This is a genomic window from Pseudomonas sp. UBA5706 (assembly GCF_002419965.1).
GTDB lineage: Bacteria > Pseudomonadota > Gammaproteobacteria > Pseudomonadales > Pseudomonadaceae > Aquipseudomonas.
On record NZ_DIHC01000053.1, the window covers coordinates 63,008 to 81,047 of the forward strand.

Consider the following 18,040-nt stretch of genomic DNA (forward strand, 5'->3'; position numbering starts at 1 on the left):
TCACTGGGCATCAGGGGATCAGCAGCTCGCGCAGGCCGTCGGCATGCTCGATCACACGGCCCGGCAGTCGGATGCGCTGATCATCCAGATAGCGGTAGTCCTGCCGCGCGGCCTGCAATTGGCTGAAATCAAGCTCGACGCTGAATTGGCATTCCTCGCGTCCGGCTTCATGCAACAGCGTGCCGAATGGATCGACCAACGCACTACCGCCAGCAAACACCAGAGCACCCGTACCGGCACCGACCCGGTTGACCATGACCGCCAGCGCCTGGTTTTCCTGGGCTCGGGCCATGATGGCGGTGCGGTGGGTTGGGCCGTAGGGGTCCATGTTGCCGTTGGTGACGATGAGCAAATCGACGCCCAACTGGGCAAGCGCGCGCGCCGTTTCGGGAAATTCGATGTCGTAGCAAATCAACAGGCCAATACGCACGCCGTTCCACTCACAGGTCGCGAACCGATCACCCGGCTCGAACACGCCGCGCTCCGAGGGCCAAAGGTGGGTCTTGCGATAACGCAAAGCGATGCCCTCGGGCGTGATCAGCAGCGTGGTGTTGTAAAACCGGCCACCCGCGTTTTCCGCAAAGCCAATGACCACAGCAATGTTTCGTTCATGGGCCAGACGCTGCACGGCCTGCACAGTCGGCCCGTCCAGGGGTTCTGCAACGGCGGCGACCGTATCGACGGTTGGAAAGCCCATCAGATAGGTTTCCGGGAATACGACCAGCCGAGTATCACTGTCGCAGGCGGCAATCGCTGCAAGGGCGCATTGCAGGTTATGGGCGGTATCGCTGTCGCGGCCTGCCAACTGCGCGAATTCGACCTTCATGGGCTCTCCTTATCGAGTCACGTTGCCAATCAGCCACAAAATTGCTGGCCTGATCATTGGCTCTGCGGGCAGTATGCGCATCGACAAGTGTTGCGGGGTATTACGCAGCTGTAGTAACCCAAGAGGGGTAGATCAATGACAATCGCACTTGGGGACATCGCCTGGCATCGCTCGGTCGCGCAGCTGATCGAAGCGCTGGACCGGCCGAATTTCTGGGCCCAGTTGGTGCGCCTGCTTAATCAATACGTCGGTTTCGATAGCTGGGTGGTGCTGCAATTCAGCTCCCGGCAACGTCCTCTGGTGTTCGCCGAATGCCCCGGCGAAGACGGCAGCCCCGACCCGCTGTTTCAGGACTATCTCAAAGGCCTGTATTTGCTCGACCCGTTCTACATCGCCAGTCGCGAGCGCTCACAAAGCGGCCTGTTTCGCCTGGCTGAAGTGGCGCCCGAGCACTTCGAGCTAACCGAGTACTACCAGCGGTACTTTCGACTGAATGTCGTGGCCGACGAAATCCAGTTCAACTGTCAGCTCGACAGCGATCGTACCCTCTGCCTTTCGCTCGGCTCGACCCAACGTTTTAGCCCTGAGCAGATCGCCGTGCTGTCACTGATCCAGCCCTGGGTGATCGCGCTTGTGCGTCAGCGGCTGCCTTTCGAGCTGGCCGAGCCCGTTTCCGATGGCGAACCGACAAGCCCTCTGCTCCAGGCCCCGGACTGGCGCATCCAGCTCGAAGCTTCGGTGCTGATGAGCCGCGGCGCTCAGCTGACCGCGCGGGAGCTGGATGTCGGACGGCTGATGCTCAGCGGCTGCTCCAGTAAGGAAATCGCGCGCAAGCTGGACATTTCTGCAGAGACCGTGCGCGTCCACAAAAAACACATTTACAGCAAGCTGGGGATCAAATCGCAATCAGAGCTGTTTTCGATTTTTCTTCAGGCGCAGAGTGTTTGAAGCTCAGAACCTCTTTTGCAGACAAAGGCGCGGTACACACAGGATCCCGCCGAAGCTGCGCAGTGCCCTAATTGCCGCGTGTTCCAGAGGCTGATCGACATGATGGGCTTCATCCGACGTGCTTAATGGGTCTGGCAGCCTGCTCCGTTTGGCACAGTTTTCCCCACGTCCGTGTCATACAGGCGCAGTCGGTTAGCGTCCGTCTTGAACGTCTCGCGAAGCTGCCAATGGCAAGGCATTGCACGCAGCGTATCGGGATCCGTGAGGCCGTCCACCAGCCACACCCGCGAAGTACCGGCGGGCAAGCCAGCCAGCCGATCGATGTAGACCGGCGCCTTGTCGGCGTAGTAGAGCGCCCTGAATCTGTCGTACACCTCACGCCTGGGCGTATTGCCAACGTCGGGTGAATAGAGAAACGGCCGCGCAGCAACTGAGTTGTAATAAACGATAGTCGGGTACCAAAGCTCATCCAGGACAATGATCTGGTCACCAGCCCGGTAGTGACCGCTAATGACATCGGAGAGCAGCGGAATCTGCCGCTTATCGCCGCCATCTTCCCGCCCTACGCTGATGCCGACGGCTTGCACGGCAGTGAACGCAATGAAAATCGCGGCGGCCAGCCATCGATAAACGCGGACCAATTCGTCCAGCGCAATGCCCAGCAACACAGGCAAACTCAATGCCGAAAACAGAAAGTACCGGGGCACGACCAGCGGGACTTTCAACGACATGACGAAGACGATCAGCAGCGGCGCCCAGAGGTATATCACCAGTAACCTGCAGAACCGCTGCGGCGTTTTATCGCGAACCATGCAATACCAGGAAAGCGCCATGATTGCTGGGACGAGACCCCACCAGATACCGGCCATTGGAGCCGCGTTGTTACCGGGTGAGAGGTATTGCGCGAAAACATAGGGTAAGGAGCGCAGAGTGATCGGCGCAATCCAGCTCAAGGTGGAAGAGTGGCTCAACTGCTCGAGCAGGGTCGGAAGCCAGAACGCAAACAGAATGGCTGATGCGAGGTTCGCTGCCCACCAGGAAGGTTGAAAGATCAGCCGACGCCCACCGTGGACGGCGGATTGGCGCAGCGTCAGCAGGTATAGCCAATGCGCCATTACGGCCAGAATCGCGAAGTAGTGGGTATAGAGCCCGGCTGTAATCAACGCCGCGTAGACCGCCAGAAATGCAGACTGCCGTGGATTTTTGACCCAGTACACCAAGGCGATCTGAGCACCGGCCATCCAGATACTCAGCAAGGCATACATCCTGACTTCTCGGCTATAAACCACCGCAATCGGTAGCATCGCCAAAAATATGCCCGACAGCACAGCAGCGCGTCGGCCCGCTATGAGCAATGCCAGCCACATGCCCAATCCCACAGCGATTACGCCTGCGCATGCACTCAAGGCCCGCATTGCGAAAACCGTGTTGCCGAACATCCCTATCCACCCCTTGAGGGCGAAGTAATACAGCGGTGGATGTACGTCGCAGGCGGCCAGGGACCAGAGCCGGGAATACGCATGTGTGCTCATGACGAAGCTGAAAGCCTCGTCGTACCACAGTGCCGCCGAATCCAGGCGGTAGAAGCGCAGCACCGCGGCGATGCCCAGAATCATGCCCCATGTGCAGCGCATCTGCACCTGACTGCGGCGGCACGAAACCGTCGAGCGTGCGTTACTCATCCAGCTCTCCATGCCGGAAGACCTGCTTGACCACATACCGCGGCCGGTGCTTGCTCTCCAGGTAAATCCTGCCGATGTACTCCCCCATGATGCCGATGCCAATCAGTTGCGTGCCGCCCAGAAACAGCACCGACACCATCAGCGAGGAATAGCCCGGTACCGGATTGCCGTTGATGGCGTACTGCAGCATCAGGTATGCGGCGTACATCAGCGTGAACAAGGAAATGCTGCCTCCGATGTAAGTCCATACCCGCAGTGGCACAGTGCTGAACGAGGTGATCCCGTCCAGCGCCAGATTCCACAATTTCCAGGCGCTGAACTTGCTGCTGCCCGCAGCCCTCGGGGCGCGGTCGTATTCAATGGTTACCGCATCGAATCCCGCCCATGACAGCATGCCCTTCATGAACATCTGCTGCTCGGGCATATCCTTGATCACCTCCACCACCTTGCGGTCCAGCAGGCGGAAATCGCCGACGTTTTCTTCGATCCGGGTAGCCGAAATTTGCCGCAGAAGCTTGTAGAACAGCGATGCCGAGTGACGCTTGAAGAAGCCGTCTTCGCTGCGATGACGGCGCTTGGCCAGAACGATGTCGGCGCCTTCCCGCCAAGCCTCGATGAGCTGCGCGATCACACCGATCGGGTCCTGAAGGTCGACATCCACAGGAATCACCGCATCGCCCGTGGCGTATTCCAGGCCAGCAAGCAAGGCCGCTTCCTTGCCGAAGTTTCGCGAAAAGGTCAGTAAAGAGACCAGGTGATCGGCGTCGACGATGGACCTGACGATCCGGTTCGTCGCGTCCTGGCTGCCGTCATCGACGAAGACGATCTCGATCGGCCAGCGCCGCAGTTGTGAGTCGTCCCGGATAGCCCGATGGAACGTTTCCACGGCCTGTTCTTCGTTATACAGAGGCACCACCAGCGAGACCTTCACGACGCCGTCCCCCGAAACACCACGCGGCTGGCGAAGGTGTAGCCCAGCACCAGGCTGACGGCGGTGAACACCAGTAGCGTCGCGATCGGCGCCCAGGCCAATGCGTCTCCAGCCGCGCCGACGCATAGACTCACCAGCCCCATGAACGCGCAGTAAATCCAATAGCGGCGCCAGGACCGGTAGCTCTGGAAGGTAAAGCGAGCGTTGAGGCAGAAGGAAAGGGAGACGGCCGCAAGAAACCCGGCCAGGTTGCTGATGGTCTGAGACACACCCCACAGCGAGTGGAACGACAGGAAAACCGCGGCATGAAAGCCGGTGTTGATCAGCCCCACCAGGCAATAGCGGGCGAATCCATGAAGCAATGTCATGAGCGACAATCCTTGTCGGTGACCCTCTTGGTCAACTGCAGACCCGGTTCGGCGCCGGGTCATAACCTCCTTGATAGAAGTTAAGTTGGCGCAGCCGGCTTACGCACGACCACCTGTCGGGTTGAACCATTTCCGCCAGCTCACACCTGGAGATATTCTGTAATACCCCTCCTTTGCATTTTGGTTACGAAAGCGCCACCCTGCGCGCCGCCGATCAGCCCCCCCTGACGGCGTGGAACCAAGGTCAGATATGGCCCTCTTCTCTACACAGACTTTCTAAGAGCTCACCGTCATGACGAACGGACGCGACCATCGAATCGACTTCTTTCGAGGTCTGGCGCTGATTTTCATTTTTTGGGATCACGTACCGGAAAACCCTTTCGCGCAGCTCACCTTGCGCAACTTCGGCTTCAGCGATGCTGCCGAGGTCTTCGTGTTCCTGGCAGGTTATGCCGCTGTGCTGGCGTATGGCCGAGTCGCACGACGTGACGGCTATGTCGTCGCTTGCGTGCGGATTCTGCGCCGCACATGGGTGCTGTACGTCGCGCACATCTTCCTGCTGACGCTTTTGATGGGCATTGTTTTCGTCGCTAATAACCACGTCGAAACCCGCGATATGGTGCGTGAGATGGGCCTTGAGTATTTCGTCGGCAATCCTCAGCAGGCGCTGGCGGACGAGTTGCTGCTGCGCTTCAAACCCAATCTCACCGACCCGTTGCCGTTGTACATCCTGCTGATGGGCGCCCTGCCATTGATGCTGCCGATCATGCTGCGCAACGCGGCGCTTGCAGTCGCGCTGTCGATCGGGCTGTACCTGATGGTGCCGTTGTTCGGCTGGAACCTGCGCGCGTACGAAGGCGGTGGCTACTGGTATTTCAACCCGGTGGCGTGGCAGTTGATCTTCGTACTCGGTGGCGCATTTGCCATGTACACGCAGCGCCCTGCTGCGCCTGTAGCCCACTGTCGTCCCGTCTGGCAGCAACCGCTGTTCCTGATCGCGGCGGTGTACATGCTGATCGCAGGCACCATCGCCTTCCTGTGGAAATTCCCCGCAGTTCATGACGCGCTGCTGCCCAAAGCGTTTACCGACCTCATCTACCCGATCAGCAAAACCGACCTGTCCCCTCTACGCCTGCTGCACTTCGTGGCGCTGGTCTACGTCGTGGCAAAAATCCTCCCTGCGTCCCATGCGTGGCTCAACAACTGGCCCGCTCAACAAACCTGTCGCATGGGCCGTTACTCGCTGGAAATCTTCTGCCTTGGCGTGCTGCTTGCGCCACTAGCGGATATGGTCAACGCGCTGGCCGATGATGTGTGGCAGATGCGCGTGATCACGGCGTTGCTGGGGCTTGGGATCATGCTGCTGCTGTCCAACTGGCTTGAGTTGAACAAACGCCTGGGTACGCCGAAAGCGGCGCAGGTGGTCAGCGCTTAATCGAGCTTCAACACTGTGCCCTGTAGCAGCACCGCTTGCCGGCGGCGTCCACCAGAGCGTCGCCGCTGCACGCCTTGCGGCGACCGGCTCCGCCTTTTCAGCATTTGGTTCGCGACGAGGTTCGTACAACTCGTTGACAAATTCCTCACCCGCCCCACCCAACGTCTAAGCTTGTAGTCAGGTGCGATTAACAGGTTTAACCGGGCCAACGATATGGGCGCTTTGTGGCACTGCGATGCGAAGAATGCTGCGGTCGATGCTGGCAGCCGGGGGAATGTTTCGGTGCCTGCACGCCGCGGGTATTGGCGTTATGTCTGGCGGGGCTTGCTGGTACTGGTGCTGATAGCAATGGTGATCCTGGGCTATGCCATTTCGTCGGAGATTCGCAGTTCAAAGCTGCAGGCCCGCGAGTTCGGCGGGCTGGCCCATGACCTGACTTACGCAGTTGCGCCCGGCGCCAGTGACGAGATTGTCTATCCCGGTGACGGCCCGTTCGACAAGCGTTTGGGCTATTCGACGCTGGGTGAATTCCTGCCACGCTTACTCAAGCGTGATTATCGCATCAACGCGCAATCACGATTTTCTTCCGCGCTCATTTCCTACGCCAAACACGGCTTCTTCGTGCCCTATCAGGAAAAAAGCCAAGCCGGGCTAACCATCACTGACTGCCGCGGCGAGGCGCTTTATCAGTTCATTTATCCTCAACAGCTTTACCCCGCGTTCACGTCGATTCCGCCGGTGGTGGTCAATAGCCTGCTGTTTATCGAGAACCGCGATCTGCTGGACCCGCGGCAACCGCTGGCCAATCCTGCGGTGGACTGGCCGCGTTTTATCAAGGCCGCGGTGTCGCAAGTGGCCAAGCTGGTGGGGTTGCCTGGGCAATCGGCAGGCGGCAGTACGCTGGCAACCCAGCTTGAGAAATACCGCCACTCCCCTGATGGCCTGACGCAGTCCGGTAGCGAGAAAATCCGGCAAATGGTTTCTGCCAGCGTGCGCGCCTACCAGCCGGGGCCGCAGACGCTGGAGGCGCGTCAGCGCGTGGTGCGTGATTACCTCAACAGCGTGCCGCTCTCGGCCGTGCCGGGGCATGGCGAGGTGCATGGCATGGCCGAAGGCTTGCGCGTCTGGTACGGCGCCGACTTCGATCACACCAACCAATTGCTGGCTTCCTCTGCCCGCGACGCAAAAAACCTGCCCGCGCAGGGCCTGGCATTGCGTGAAGTGTTGTCGCTGGTGATTGCCCAGCGGCGACCTTCCTATTATCTGGCCAAAGGGCGCAAGGAACTGGCCGACCTCACCGACAGCCACATTCGCTTGCTGGCGCAGAACAAGGTCATCGAACAGTCGCTGGCCGACGCCGCGCTGGGCGCGACGGTAACCTACCGCGATTGGGCGCAGCAGCCGACCCTGCAACCCATCGAGACCAATAAGGGCATTACCGTCGCACGCACGCGCCTGTCCAACCTGCTCGACCGGCCGCTGTACGATCTGGATCGCCTCGACCTGTCGGCCACCAGCACGCTGCAGAACGATCTTCAAACCAGCGTCGGCCACTACCTGCGCGACCTGGCCAATCCCGACCAGGCTGCGAAATTCGGTCTGCTTGGCGAGCACTTGCTCACCCCGACCAGTACCCAGGCGGTGCGTTACAGCTTTAGCTTGTTCGAACGCGATATCGACGGCGCGCGGGTGCGGGTGCAGACCGACAGCACCGATCAGCCGTTCGACATCAACGAAGGCAGCAAGCTGGAACTGGGCTCCACCGCGAAAATGCGCGTACTGACCACTTACCTGCAAATCATCGCTGAGCTGCACGATAAGTACGCGGGCATGAGCAACGCCGACCTGAAAAAAGTGCCGGTCGAGGAGCCTGATCGGCTAAGCCGATGGGCGCTTGATTACCTGATGCAGAACCCCGACCGTAACGTGTCGAAAATGCTCGGTGTTGCGCTGGATCGCAACTATTCGGCCAGCCCCGGCGAGAACTTCTTTACTGGCGGTGGCATGCACCACTTCAACAATTTTCGCCGCGAAGACAATGAGCGTAATCCGACGCTGCGCGACGCCCTGCGTGAATCGATCAACCTGCCGTTCATTCGCCTGATGCGCGATCTGGTGCGCTACACCACCTACCAAGGCCCCAACAACAGCGCTGTGTTGCTCAGGGACGACAGCGATCCTCGACGTCAGGAATACTTGTCCGGGTTTGCCGACCGTGAGGGCACTTCCTTTCTGCTGCGGTTCTGGAAGCGTTACAAGAACAAAAGCACACTGGATCGCCTCGACACCTTCCTCGACGGCGTTCACCCCTCGGCCAGCCGCATGGCGGCGGTGCATCGCTATCTGGTGCCGGACGCCAGTCAGGATGTTTTCAATGCCTTCGTCCGGGCCCACTCGGCGGCGGAAAAGAGTCAGCCGCCGCTGAGCGAAAAACGTCTCGATGATCTGTATTACGCCTACGGGCCTGGCAAGTTCGACTTGCCGGATCAGGGCTACATCGCTCGGGTTCACCCGCTGGACCTGTGGCTGGTCGGCTATCTGTTGCACAACCCCGACGCCACCTTCAAGGACGCAGTGGCCGCCAGCCGTTTCGAGCGCCAGGAAGTGTACAGCTGGCTGTTCAAGAGCCGACACAAGAGCGCGCGCGACAGTCGCATTCGCACGATGCTGGAGATCGAGGCATTTCTGGATATCCATCAGCGCTGGCAGCAGCTGGGTTATCCCTTCGATCACCTGGTGCCTTCGTTGGCCACGGCAATCGGCAGCTCGGGGGACCGCCCGGCCGCGCTGGCCGAGCTTATCGGCATCATCCAGAACGATGGCATCCGTCAGCCGGTGTTGCGCATCGACAACCTGCACTTCGCCGCCGACACGCCCTATGACACCTGGCTTGCCAACAACCCTGAACGGGGCAAACGGGTACTGAGATCTGAAGTGGCCACGGCGATGCGTGAGGCATTGTCGCAAGTCGTGGATGCAGGGACCGCACGGCGTGTCTCCGGCAGCTTCAAGACGCAGGACGGCACCGCGCTGGCCATGGGTGGCAAGACCGGGACCGGCGACAACCGTATTGAGAGTTTTGGTTCGGGCGGACGAATCCTGGCGTCCAAAGCCATCAATCGCACGGCAACCTTTGTGTTTTATATCGGCGACGACCACTTTGGCACGCTCACCGCGTATGTCCCCGGGCGGGCGGCAGAAGCGTTCAAATTCACCTCGGCGCTGCCTGTGCAGGTTCTCAAAGGGATGGCGCCCATTCTTAACCGGTATCTTGAGCCAGGCGCCTACACCCAGTGCACCGCTCCTGCAGCGGTTCGAGTCGCCAGTCGTTCGTATTAGCAACCGCTACGCATCCGGACAGCACCACGACTTGCCGCCGCAGGGCTTGTCACGTAGCTAGCGCCAGCCAGCCACGATGCTAAGACGTCGCCCAACTCAACCCCCTTCGTGATCGCCAAACGAGAACCGTTCGTCTTAACCCCTCTTGCGGCAACATTAAGATATATCTTAAGGTATATCTAACCTGTAACGAGAGATGAAAAAAGATGAGAGACCACTCACACGATCACCCCCATCCGCATCGCCCGCACTTTGCCGACCATGGCGACGGTCGCGACGGTTTTGAAAAACGCACAGGCCGGGAGCGCGGTGGGCGCGGGCCACGGGTGTTTGCCCCCGGCGATCTGAAACTGCTGCTGCTGGCGCTGATAGCCGACCAGCCCTGCCACGGCTATGACCTGATTCGCCAGATCGAGGGTTTGTTCGACGGCGCCTATAGCCCCAGCCCTGGGGTGATCTACCCAACCCTGACCTTTCTGGAAGAAAGCGAGCTGATCGCAGGCGATGCCGAAGGTGGCAAGAAGCGTTACCGGATCACCGAAGCCGGCCAGCAATTCCTGAAAGAGCAGGCCGTCGCGCTGGATGGCGTGAAGATGCGCATCGATGTCAGCAAACGCTCACTGCGCGGCCATGATCGTCCGCCGGAAATTCACGAGGCGGTGCACAACCTGCGCCATGCCCTGCAGATGCACCATGGCCGCTGGAGTCCGGAAGAAATTATCCGCGTTCGCGACCTGCTGAACGAAACCGCCAAAGCCGTCGTCGATGGCCCACACAATCCGTCGGAGCAGTCCGTATGAATTCACAGCAATCGATCCACCGCGTCAGCCACGAAATCAAACGTCGCAAGCTGCAGGTGTTGCGTGTCAGCGACGTTACCCCACGCATGCGCCGTGTGACATTGCACGGTCCTGAACTGGCCGGATTTATCAGCCTGGGCACCGATGACCACGTGAAACTGCTGTTCGCCACGACGCCAGAGGAGCAGGCCGCGCTGGACAACTTCGTGCCCGGCCCAAACGCCGAAGGCCCTCGACCGGCGATGCGCGACTACACCCCGCGCCGCTATGACGCCGAATCGGGCGAGCTGGATATCGACTTCGTGCTGCACGGCGATGGCCCGGCCGCGACCTGGGCCGCGCAGGCTCAAGCCGGGCAGTTCCTGCATATTGCCGGGCCACGCGGTTCGATGATCGTGCCGGACATGTTCGACAGCTACCTGCTGATCGGCGACGAAACCGCCCTGCCCGCCATCGCTCGCCGTCTGGAGGAGTTGCCAGGCAATCGTCGTGCGTTGGTCGTCGTTGAGATCGGGGATGAGGCCGAGCGCCAGGCGCTGATCAGCAAGGCACAGGTTCAAGTGATCTGGGTGGTCCGAGGCGAGCAGGATCTGCTGGACGTAACCCGCCAGCTGACACTGCCCGAGGGCAATCTTTATGCGTGGGTGGCGACTGAATCGGCACTCTCGCGCAAGGTTCGCAGGGTGCTGCTCGATGAGCTCAAGCTCGATGAAGCCCAGGTCAAGGCAGCCGGATATTGGCGCCTGGACGGCACGGACGAGGAGTAACCGTCAACCGCGACCCATCGTTAGCAGAACACCGCTTGGCCGTTCTGCTAACGGAGGTGCCAGCGCCAGGAGATTCAGGTCTTCGAGCCGCGCAATCGATCAATCAATATAACCACCAGCCCGATCCCCACAAACCCCGCCAGCACTCCGAATGCGTTGATCAACGCGCCTTGGACCCCGAGCGTGCCGATATCCAGAAACGGATACAGGTAATCGCCAAACACATGCCCGCGCAACAGCAGCCAGAGGAAGTAAAGCACCGGGTACAGCATCCAGGCCAGAAGATGCCTGAGACCAAGCACGCCCTTGGGTACGAACAGCCACCAGTAGCCGAAAAACAGCAGCGGCATGACGTCGTGGAGCAGCTCATCGGCAAGCAGTTGCCAGCCTTGCGGGCTCCACAGAGGCCGCAGCAGCAGGTTATAGGCAATACCGACCAGCAGGATGCTGGTGGTGATCCCGGCGCAGACCACAGGTGATCTGAAAAACCGATGGCCTGCCGAACGGCGCTCAGTGAGCGCGCAGCTCAGTGCCACGGCCACCAGGGTGTTGGTGACCACCGTGAAGAAGCTGAAAAACCGCACCAGCCCGCCCACCACGCTGGCCTGATCGGCCCACCGTCCCCAGAGAATCAGGTACAGCTGCAGCGCCAAAGCGAACCAGCCAAGCAGCGCGCCGACGGTCGCATAGCGCTGCTGGCCGGGGGTCAGTTGCTGCGATGGGCTAAGCATTGCAGTGGATCCTTGATCACGTTTAAAGGCGGCTCGATCACCAGCGCTTGGTGCGGGCGAGCTTGACGTACAACGCTTCGACCTTCTCCCGCGCCCAAGGGGTCTTGCGCAGGAAAGTCAGGCTGGACTTGATGCTCGGGTCGCTTTTGAAGCAGCGAATGTCAATGCGCTCCGCCAGCCCCGACCACTCGTAGTGCTCGACCAGCGCGTTGAGGATCTGCTCCAGCGTCACGCCATGCAGCGGGTTGTTGTTGGGTGTGGTCATGCCAGGCCTTTGCTTCTGATGAAGGGACGTTCTCGCGAGGTGCGCACCATAGCGGAGCGGCGAATGGGTGTGAAGGGTTCAGCCTACAGACGGCCCCATCCTGCAGCGATCCGGGCTTCGTCAAAGCCTGCTGATCCATTAGGCCCGACGCGGTTGAACTCCAAAATGATTGCATTTTTATTGTTATGTTATAACACTAACAAGCTAAACCTTTGAGTCTTACCCTGCCAAGGAAAATGCTGCATGTCCCGTCCATCCAAATCCCGAGTCCGGCGCCTGACGCCGCTGGCCGCTGCCTTGCTGATCGCTTCCCCCGCTCACGCCATCGAACTCGAACAACAAACCATTACTGCCAACCCGCTGGGCAGCGACCAGTTAGCGTCGCCCAGCACGGTGCTGAGCGGTGATGACCTGACGCTGCAGCAAAAAGGCAGCCTGGGTGAAACCTTGAATAAGCAGCCGGGCGTGTCCTCTTCGTATTTCGGGCCGGGCGCCAGCCGACCGATCATTCGCGGTCTGGATGGCGATCGCATTCGCCTGCTGCGCAATGGCGTGGGCGCGCTGGATGCTTCGGCGCTTTCTTACGATCACGCGGTGCCGCTGGATCCGGTCAATGTCGACCGCATCGAGATCGTCCGTGGCCCAGCAGCCCTGCTCTACGGCGGCAGCGCTATTGGTGGTGCGGTCAACACCTTTGACAACCGCATCCCGACCGAGGCCGTCGAGGGCATCCACGGCGCTGGAGAACTGCGCTACGGCGGTGCTGACACAACGCGCAGCAGCGCAGGCAAGCTGGAAGCGGGTGACGGCACGTTTGCCTTGCACCTGGACGCCAACGCCCGCGAATTTAATGACCTGAAAATCCCCGGCTACGCTCGCACCGCCGACCAACGCGCCCGCGATCCGGACGGCGACGACAGGAAACATCGCCTGGGCAACAGTGACGGACGCCAAGACGGCGGCGCCCTTGGCGGTTCGCACACTTGGGAAGACGGCTACGCCGGGCTTTCCTACAGCCGCTACGATGCCAATTACGGATCACCCGCCGAGCAAGGCGTGCGCACCCGCATGAAGCAGGATCACTACGCCTTCGCATCGCAAATCCGCAATCTCCCTGGCCCGTTCAGCTCGGTGAAACTCGACGCCGGGTACACCGAATACAAGCACATGGAAATCGAGGACGGCGAAGTCGGCACCACTTTCAAGAACAAGGGTTACGAGGCACGCGTCGAAGCGCGTCACCAGCCCGTCGGGCCGCTCAATGGGGTGATGGGCGCACAGGTCATGCGCAGCGAATTCTCGGCGCTGGGGGAAGAAGCTTTTGTGCCGCAGACCGATACCGACGCAGGGGCGCTGTTCATTCTTGAAGAGTTGCAGGCAACCGACCTATTGAAACTGAGCCTGGGCGCTCGTCTGGAGCACACCACTGTCGACCCGGACGGCAAAGGCAACCTACGCTTCGCCAACGCCGATCGCGCCAACAGCTTCACGGCGGGGAGCCTGTCATCGGGCGTGGTCTACACGCTGACCCCGATCTGGTCCCTCGCCGCGACACTCGGCTACACCGAGCGCGCGCCAACGTTTTATGAGCTTTACGCCAACGGCGCCCATGTGGCCACCGGGACGTACGAGGTGGGTAATGCGAGCCTGTCGAAAGAAAAAGCCGTTTCAAGCGATCTGGCGCTGCGCTTCGACAATGGCACGCACAAGGGCAGTCTCGGGGTGTTCTACAGCCACTTTTCCAATTACATCGGGCTGCTGGGAAGCGGTCGCACGCTTAATGACGACGCCGAGGAAGACCCGGACGGCATCCCCGAATACACCTACTCCGGCGTGCGCGCGCGCTTTGCAGGTTTCGAGGCGCAGGACCACTGGAAACTGGGCGAAAGTCGCTACGGGAAACTTGCACTGGAGCTGTCGGGCGATTACACCCATGCCACCAATCTCGACACCCGAGAGGCCCTGCCGCGCATTGCCCCGTTGCGCATGAACAGCGGGCTGCTGTGGGAGTTGGACAAATGGCAGGCGCGAATCGACGTTGAGCATGCCGCGTCCCAAGGACGCGTACCGGACAACGAAACCGGCACCCATGGCTATACCACGCTGGGCGCCAGTGCCGGCTACACATTCGACCTTGGCGGCAGCCAGTGGTTGGCGTTCGTCAACGGTGAGAATCTGACCAACCAAACCGTACGCTATGCCAGTTCGATTCTGCGCGACATCGCTCCGGCTCAAGGTCGCAGCATCGAAGTAGGGTTGCGGACGACGTTTTGACGTTGACGCTCTAAACACTCCAAGGTCCGACTGCCGCGAGTACGCGCGCGACTTGGCGAAAGTGGCATTCTCGGGAATGCCACCGCCGAAGAATTGCGCAGCCATAACGTTTATCGAGTCTCGTAAGTCCACCCAAAAACTTATCCCGCCCCTACAACACTTCAACATTTATCTGTGCATAACCTGCAATGATTGACGTCCGCCTTCCCGATCAAAACTGAATCTTTTCCTTATAAACATTAAGGGATAGCGCTATCCCGCGCGCTCATCACTATTACCAACGCCGCAACTGTTCATCTCGCTTTTTCGTCTTTTTAAAAAATAGTTAGGGTCCTATCATCGTCGCCTTAAACGTCTAACCGTTTAATCCGTTACTAAGTTAGATCCTTGCTGCCGTTTTCAGGCCTGCCAGATCAGGCCAACGACGTCGGCGATTCAACGACCCGGCGTTGGTGCAGGACACCGATTGCAACAGCCGAGCTGAACTACGGTGTGCACCTCGTCCATTGGCTCAGGGTACGTCCCAACCGGCCAGTCATCCGTCATCGGGGCGGCGTGAAGCAGGTTAGCCACGCGCAGGTGCCAGCGTGGAGCGCCAACCTTCGATCTGATCGACTTATTTAACCTTTCTGTATCGCGTTTCCGGAACTAGCGTTCATCAAGCGGATTCAAACGGTTCGAGTCGACAAAGCGAAAACAACAAAGCGTCAACCACTTAATCGTTACGGAGTACGACACTATGAGCACTGACGGTGCTTTCGGTAAGGGTCGCCTGCTGCCGAGCTTGCTCGGGCTGGTGATTCTGGTCATGGGCCTGGCCTTATTGGCTGGGGGTTTCAAACTGCTGACACTGGGCGGGTCGTTGTATTACCTGCTGGCCGGCATCGGCTTCGCCATCACTGGCGTGTTGCTGATCCTGGGTCGCCGTTCGGCCTTGGGTGTGTTTGCGCTGGTGCTGTTCGCAAGCACGGTCTGGGCGTTGTGGGAAGTCGGCCTGGACTGGTGGCAGTTGGTACCCCGTCTGTCGCTGTGGTTCGTACTGGGTATCGTCATGCTACTGCCATGGTTCCGTCGCCCTGTGCTGCGCGGCCAGCCTGGCGGTCTGCCGACCGTTGCGCTGAGCATTGCGGTGGTGCTCGCCGGCCTGACCGCGATTGCCAGCCAGTTCACCAGCCCTGGGGAAATCAAAGGCACGCTGGATCGCGATGACGCGGGCGTGGCTTATGATCCTCAACCGATGCCTGACGGCGAATGGCAAGCCTATGGTCGCTCCGAGCATGGCAATCGCTACTCGCCGCTCAAGCAGATCACGCCGCAAAACGTCGGCAAGCTGCAGGAGGCCTGGCGCATCCGCACCGGCGATCTGCCGACCGCCGAAGACCCGGTCGAGCTGACCAACGAGAACACCCCGCTGAAGGTCAACGGCATGATTTACGCCTGTACCCCTCACAGCAAGGTGCTCGCGCTGGATCCTGATACCGGCAAGACAATCTGGTCGTATGACCCGCAAATCTCCAAGGAAGGCGCCAAGAACTTCACCGGTTGGGCGCACATGACCTGCCGTGGGGTTTCGTACTACGACGAGGCGACCTACGCCAAATCCGATGTAGGCGCACCGGCTGCCGCACTGTCGGCTGCTGGCACTGCCATCGCCACCTCTTGCCCGCGTCGGCTGTACCTGCCGACGGCCGATGCGCGTTTGATCGCGTTGAACGCCGACACCGGTAAGGCCTGCGAAGACTTCGCCAACAAAGGCGCGATCGACCTGCGTGCCAATATCGGACCGTTCACCGCAGGCGGCTACTATTCCACCTCGCCGGCGGCGATCACACGCAACCTGATCATTATCGGTGGCCACGTCACCGATAACGAATCGACCAACGAGCCGTCCGGGGTGATTCGCGCCTATGACGTTCACGACGGTCATCTGGTATGGAACTGGGACGCGAATAACCCGGACGCTACGGCGCCCATCGCAGCCGACCAGTTCTACTCGCGTAACGCGCCGAACATGTGGTCGCTGGCCAGCGTCGATGAGAAGCTGGGCCTGGTGTTCCTGCCTCTGGGCAACCAGATGCCTGACCAATACGGCGGCGACCGTACTCCTGGCGCCGAGAAATTCAGCGCGGGTCTGGTGGCATTGGACGTGAACACCGGCAAGGTCCGCTGGAACTATCAATTCACTCACCATGACCTGTGGGACATGGACGTACCAAGCCAGCCAACGCTGGTCAACCTGAAAACCAAGGACGGCGTGAAGCCGGCCGTGATTCAGCCAACCAAGCAAGGCAGCCTGTACGTGCTGGACCGTCGCGACGGTACGCCGATCGTGCCGATTGACGAAGTACCTGCACCCACTGGTGCGGCGCAAGGTGACCACACCTCGCCGACTCAGGCACGTTCGCAACTGAACATGCTGCCTCCCAAACTGACCGAAAAAGCCATGTGGGGCGCCACCGCGTTCGACCAGATGCTGTGCCGTATCCAGTTCAAGGAGCTGCGTTACGAAGGTCAGTACACGCCTCCGTCCGAACAGGGCAGCATCGTCTATCCGGGCAACGTCGGCGTGTTCAACTGGGGCGCCGTGTCGGTCGATCCGGTGCGTCAACTGCTGTTCACCAGCCCGAACTACATGGCCTTCGTGTCCAAGCTGGTGCCACGCGCCAAAGTGGACGCCGACAGCAAGCGTGAAAGCGAAACCAGTGGCGTGCAGCCAAACACCGGCGCGCCCTATGCCGTGATCATGCACCCGTTGATGTCGCAGATCGGCATGCCTTGCCAAGCGCCTTCGTGGGGTAACGTGGCCGCTGTCGACCTGACCACCAACCAGGTGGTGTGGAAGCACAAGAACGGTACCAGTCGTGATAACACGCCGGTGCCAATCGGTCTGCCGGTAGGTGTACCGAGCATGGGCGGTTCGATGGTGACCGCAGGTGGCGTTGGCTTCCTGGCCGGCACGCTGGACCAGTATCTGCGGGCCTATGACGTGAAGACCGGCAAGGAGCTGTTCGCGGGTCGTCTGCCGGCTGGGGGACAGGCAACACCGATGACCTATACCGGCAAGGACGGCAAGCAGTACGTGCTAATCGTCGCGGGCGGCCATGGTTCGCTGGGGACCCGCATGGGGGACTACATCATTGCCTACAAACTGCCGGAGTGATTTGGCCTGTCAGGCTTGAATCTAAGGTAGTGCGGTAAAACAAAAGGCAGTCATCGCGAGGTGACTGCCTTTTTTGTGGTCGGTGGTTTTTTGTAAAGACCTCGGCTGTGTGTATCCGTTGCCTGCATTGACGCAGACATCGGTTCCGCTCCGACAGCGGGCCCTTTTTACAAAGGTAGAACGCCACACGGCTTTTGATTCTGCCCGCAGGGCGTAGGGGCGTATCGACTTAGTCATCAGACCATGAGCGAGCGCCAGGCAGGCAGATCGCCACATGGCTTTTGATCCTGCCCGCAGGGCGTTGGGGGCGTATCGACTTAGTCATCAGACCATGAACCATGAGCGAGCGCCAGGCAGGCAGACCGCCACATGGCTTTTGATTCTGCCGAAGGCGTAGGAGCGTCGATTGCCCGCGATCTGGCGCGAAGCGGCAGTAAAACCCGCCACCTCGTTTGTGCCAGACACACCGCATTCTCAGACGAGGCTGCCGGTTCCCGGCAGATCGTCAGCAAGC

The 18,040-nt window shown here is 60.1% G+C and carries 13 protein-coding genes; 7 read left to right on the forward strand and 6 right to left on the reverse strand.

What is annotated here, in order from left to right:
* Positions 1-10: 10 nt before the first annotated feature.
* Complete coding sequence (locus tag B3I26_RS25375; RefSeq protein WP_296261852.1) at positions 11-826, reverse strand: carbon-nitrogen hydrolase family protein; 816 nt, start codon at positions 824-826, stop codon at positions 11-13.
* Between the two features lie 135 nt (positions 827-961).
* Here B3I26_RS25375 and B3I26_RS25380 point away from each other — a divergent pair, with 135 nt between their 5' ends.
* Positions 962-1,774: a helix-turn-helix transcriptional regulator gene (locus B3I26_RS25380; protein ID WP_296261853.1), complete on the forward strand. Its 813-nt coding sequence runs from the start codon at positions 962-964 to the stop codon at positions 1,772-1,774.
* A gap of 122 nt (positions 1,775-1,896) precedes the next feature.
* Here the strand turns inward: B3I26_RS25380 and B3I26_RS25385 are convergent, their stop codons facing one another.
* The 3 genes from B3I26_RS25385 to B3I26_RS25395 are packed head-to-tail and all read right to left on the reverse strand — an operon-like array spanning position 1,897 to position 4,755.
* On the reverse strand, positions 1,897-3,456 hold the full coding sequence (locus tag B3I26_RS25385) for a glycosyltransferase family 39 protein (protein WP_296261856.1): 1,560 nt from the start codon (positions 3,454-3,456) through the stop codon (positions 1,897-1,899).
* On the reverse strand, positions 3,449-4,387 hold the full coding sequence (locus B3I26_RS25390; RefSeq protein WP_296261858.1) for a glycosyltransferase family 2 protein: 939 nt from the start codon (positions 4,385-4,387) through the stop codon (positions 3,449-3,451). The genes B3I26_RS25385 and B3I26_RS25390 overlap by 8 nt, the downstream gene beginning before the upstream one ends.
* Positions 4,384-4,755 (reverse strand): GtrA family protein, encoded by a 372-nt coding sequence (locus B3I26_RS25395; protein WP_296261860.1) that lies wholly within the window; start codon positions 4,753-4,755, stop codon positions 4,384-4,386. The genes B3I26_RS25390 and B3I26_RS25395 overlap by 4 nt, the downstream gene beginning before the upstream one ends.
* A gap of 292 nt (positions 4,756-5,047) precedes the next feature.
* Here B3I26_RS25395 and B3I26_RS25400 point away from each other — a divergent pair, with 292 nt between their 5' ends.
* The 4 genes from B3I26_RS25400 (at position 5,048) to B3I26_RS25415 (ending at position 11,096) form a co-directional block, all read left to right on the forward strand.
* On the forward strand, positions 5,048-6,190 hold the full coding sequence (locus tag B3I26_RS25400; protein WP_296261861.1) for an OpgC domain-containing protein: 1,143 nt from the start codon (positions 5,048-5,050) through the stop codon (positions 6,188-6,190).
* Between the two features lie 213 nt (positions 6,191-6,403).
* Positions 6,404-9,529: a transglycosylase domain-containing protein gene (locus B3I26_RS25405; RefSeq protein ID WP_296261863.1), complete on the forward strand. Its 3,126-nt coding sequence runs from the start codon at positions 6,404-6,406 to the stop codon at positions 9,527-9,529.
* A gap of 206 nt (positions 9,530-9,735) precedes the next feature.
* Positions 9,736-10,329: a PadR family transcriptional regulator gene (locus B3I26_RS25410; protein WP_296261865.1), complete on the forward strand. Its 594-nt coding sequence runs from the start codon at positions 9,736-9,738 to the stop codon at positions 10,327-10,329.
* Positions 10,326-11,096 carry a siderophore-interacting protein gene (locus tag B3I26_RS25415; RefSeq protein ID WP_296261867.1) on the forward strand — a complete coding sequence of 257 codons (771 nt, stop codon included), beginning with the start codon at positions 10,326-10,328 and terminating at the stop codon, positions 11,094-11,096. The genes B3I26_RS25410 and B3I26_RS25415 overlap by 4 nt, the downstream gene beginning before the upstream one ends.
* 74 nt (positions 11,097-11,170) lie before the next feature.
* On the opposite strand, the gene B3I26_RS25420 is transcribed toward B3I26_RS25415, so the two are convergent.
* Together B3I26_RS25420 and B3I26_RS25425 are read right to left on the reverse strand one after the other, a co-directional pair.
* A complete protein-coding gene (locus B3I26_RS25420; RefSeq protein ID WP_296261869.1) occupies positions 11,171-11,827 on the reverse strand; it encodes a Pr6Pr family membrane protein in 657 nt (218 codons plus the stop codon).
* A 37-nt stretch (positions 11,828-11,864) separates the two neighbouring features.
* A complete protein-coding gene (locus B3I26_RS25425; protein ID WP_296261871.1) occupies positions 11,865-12,092 on the reverse strand; it encodes a VF530 family protein in 228 nt (75 codons plus the stop codon).
* A 243-nt stretch (positions 12,093-12,335) separates the two neighbouring features.
* On the opposite strand from B3I26_RS25425, the gene B3I26_RS25430 reads away from it, so the two are divergent.
* Entirely contained in the window at positions 12,336-14,366 is a 2,031-nt protein-coding gene (locus B3I26_RS25430; protein WP_296261873.1) for a TonB-dependent receptor, read from the forward strand.
* 739 nt (positions 14,367-15,105) lie between these two features.
* Positions 15,106-17,526: a glucose/quinate/shikimate family membrane-bound PQQ-dependent dehydrogenase gene (locus B3I26_RS25435; RefSeq protein ID WP_296261874.1), complete on the forward strand. Its 2,421-nt coding sequence runs from the start codon at positions 15,106-15,108 to the stop codon at positions 17,524-17,526.
* The last annotated feature ends 514 nt before the right edge of the window (positions 17,527-18,040 follow it).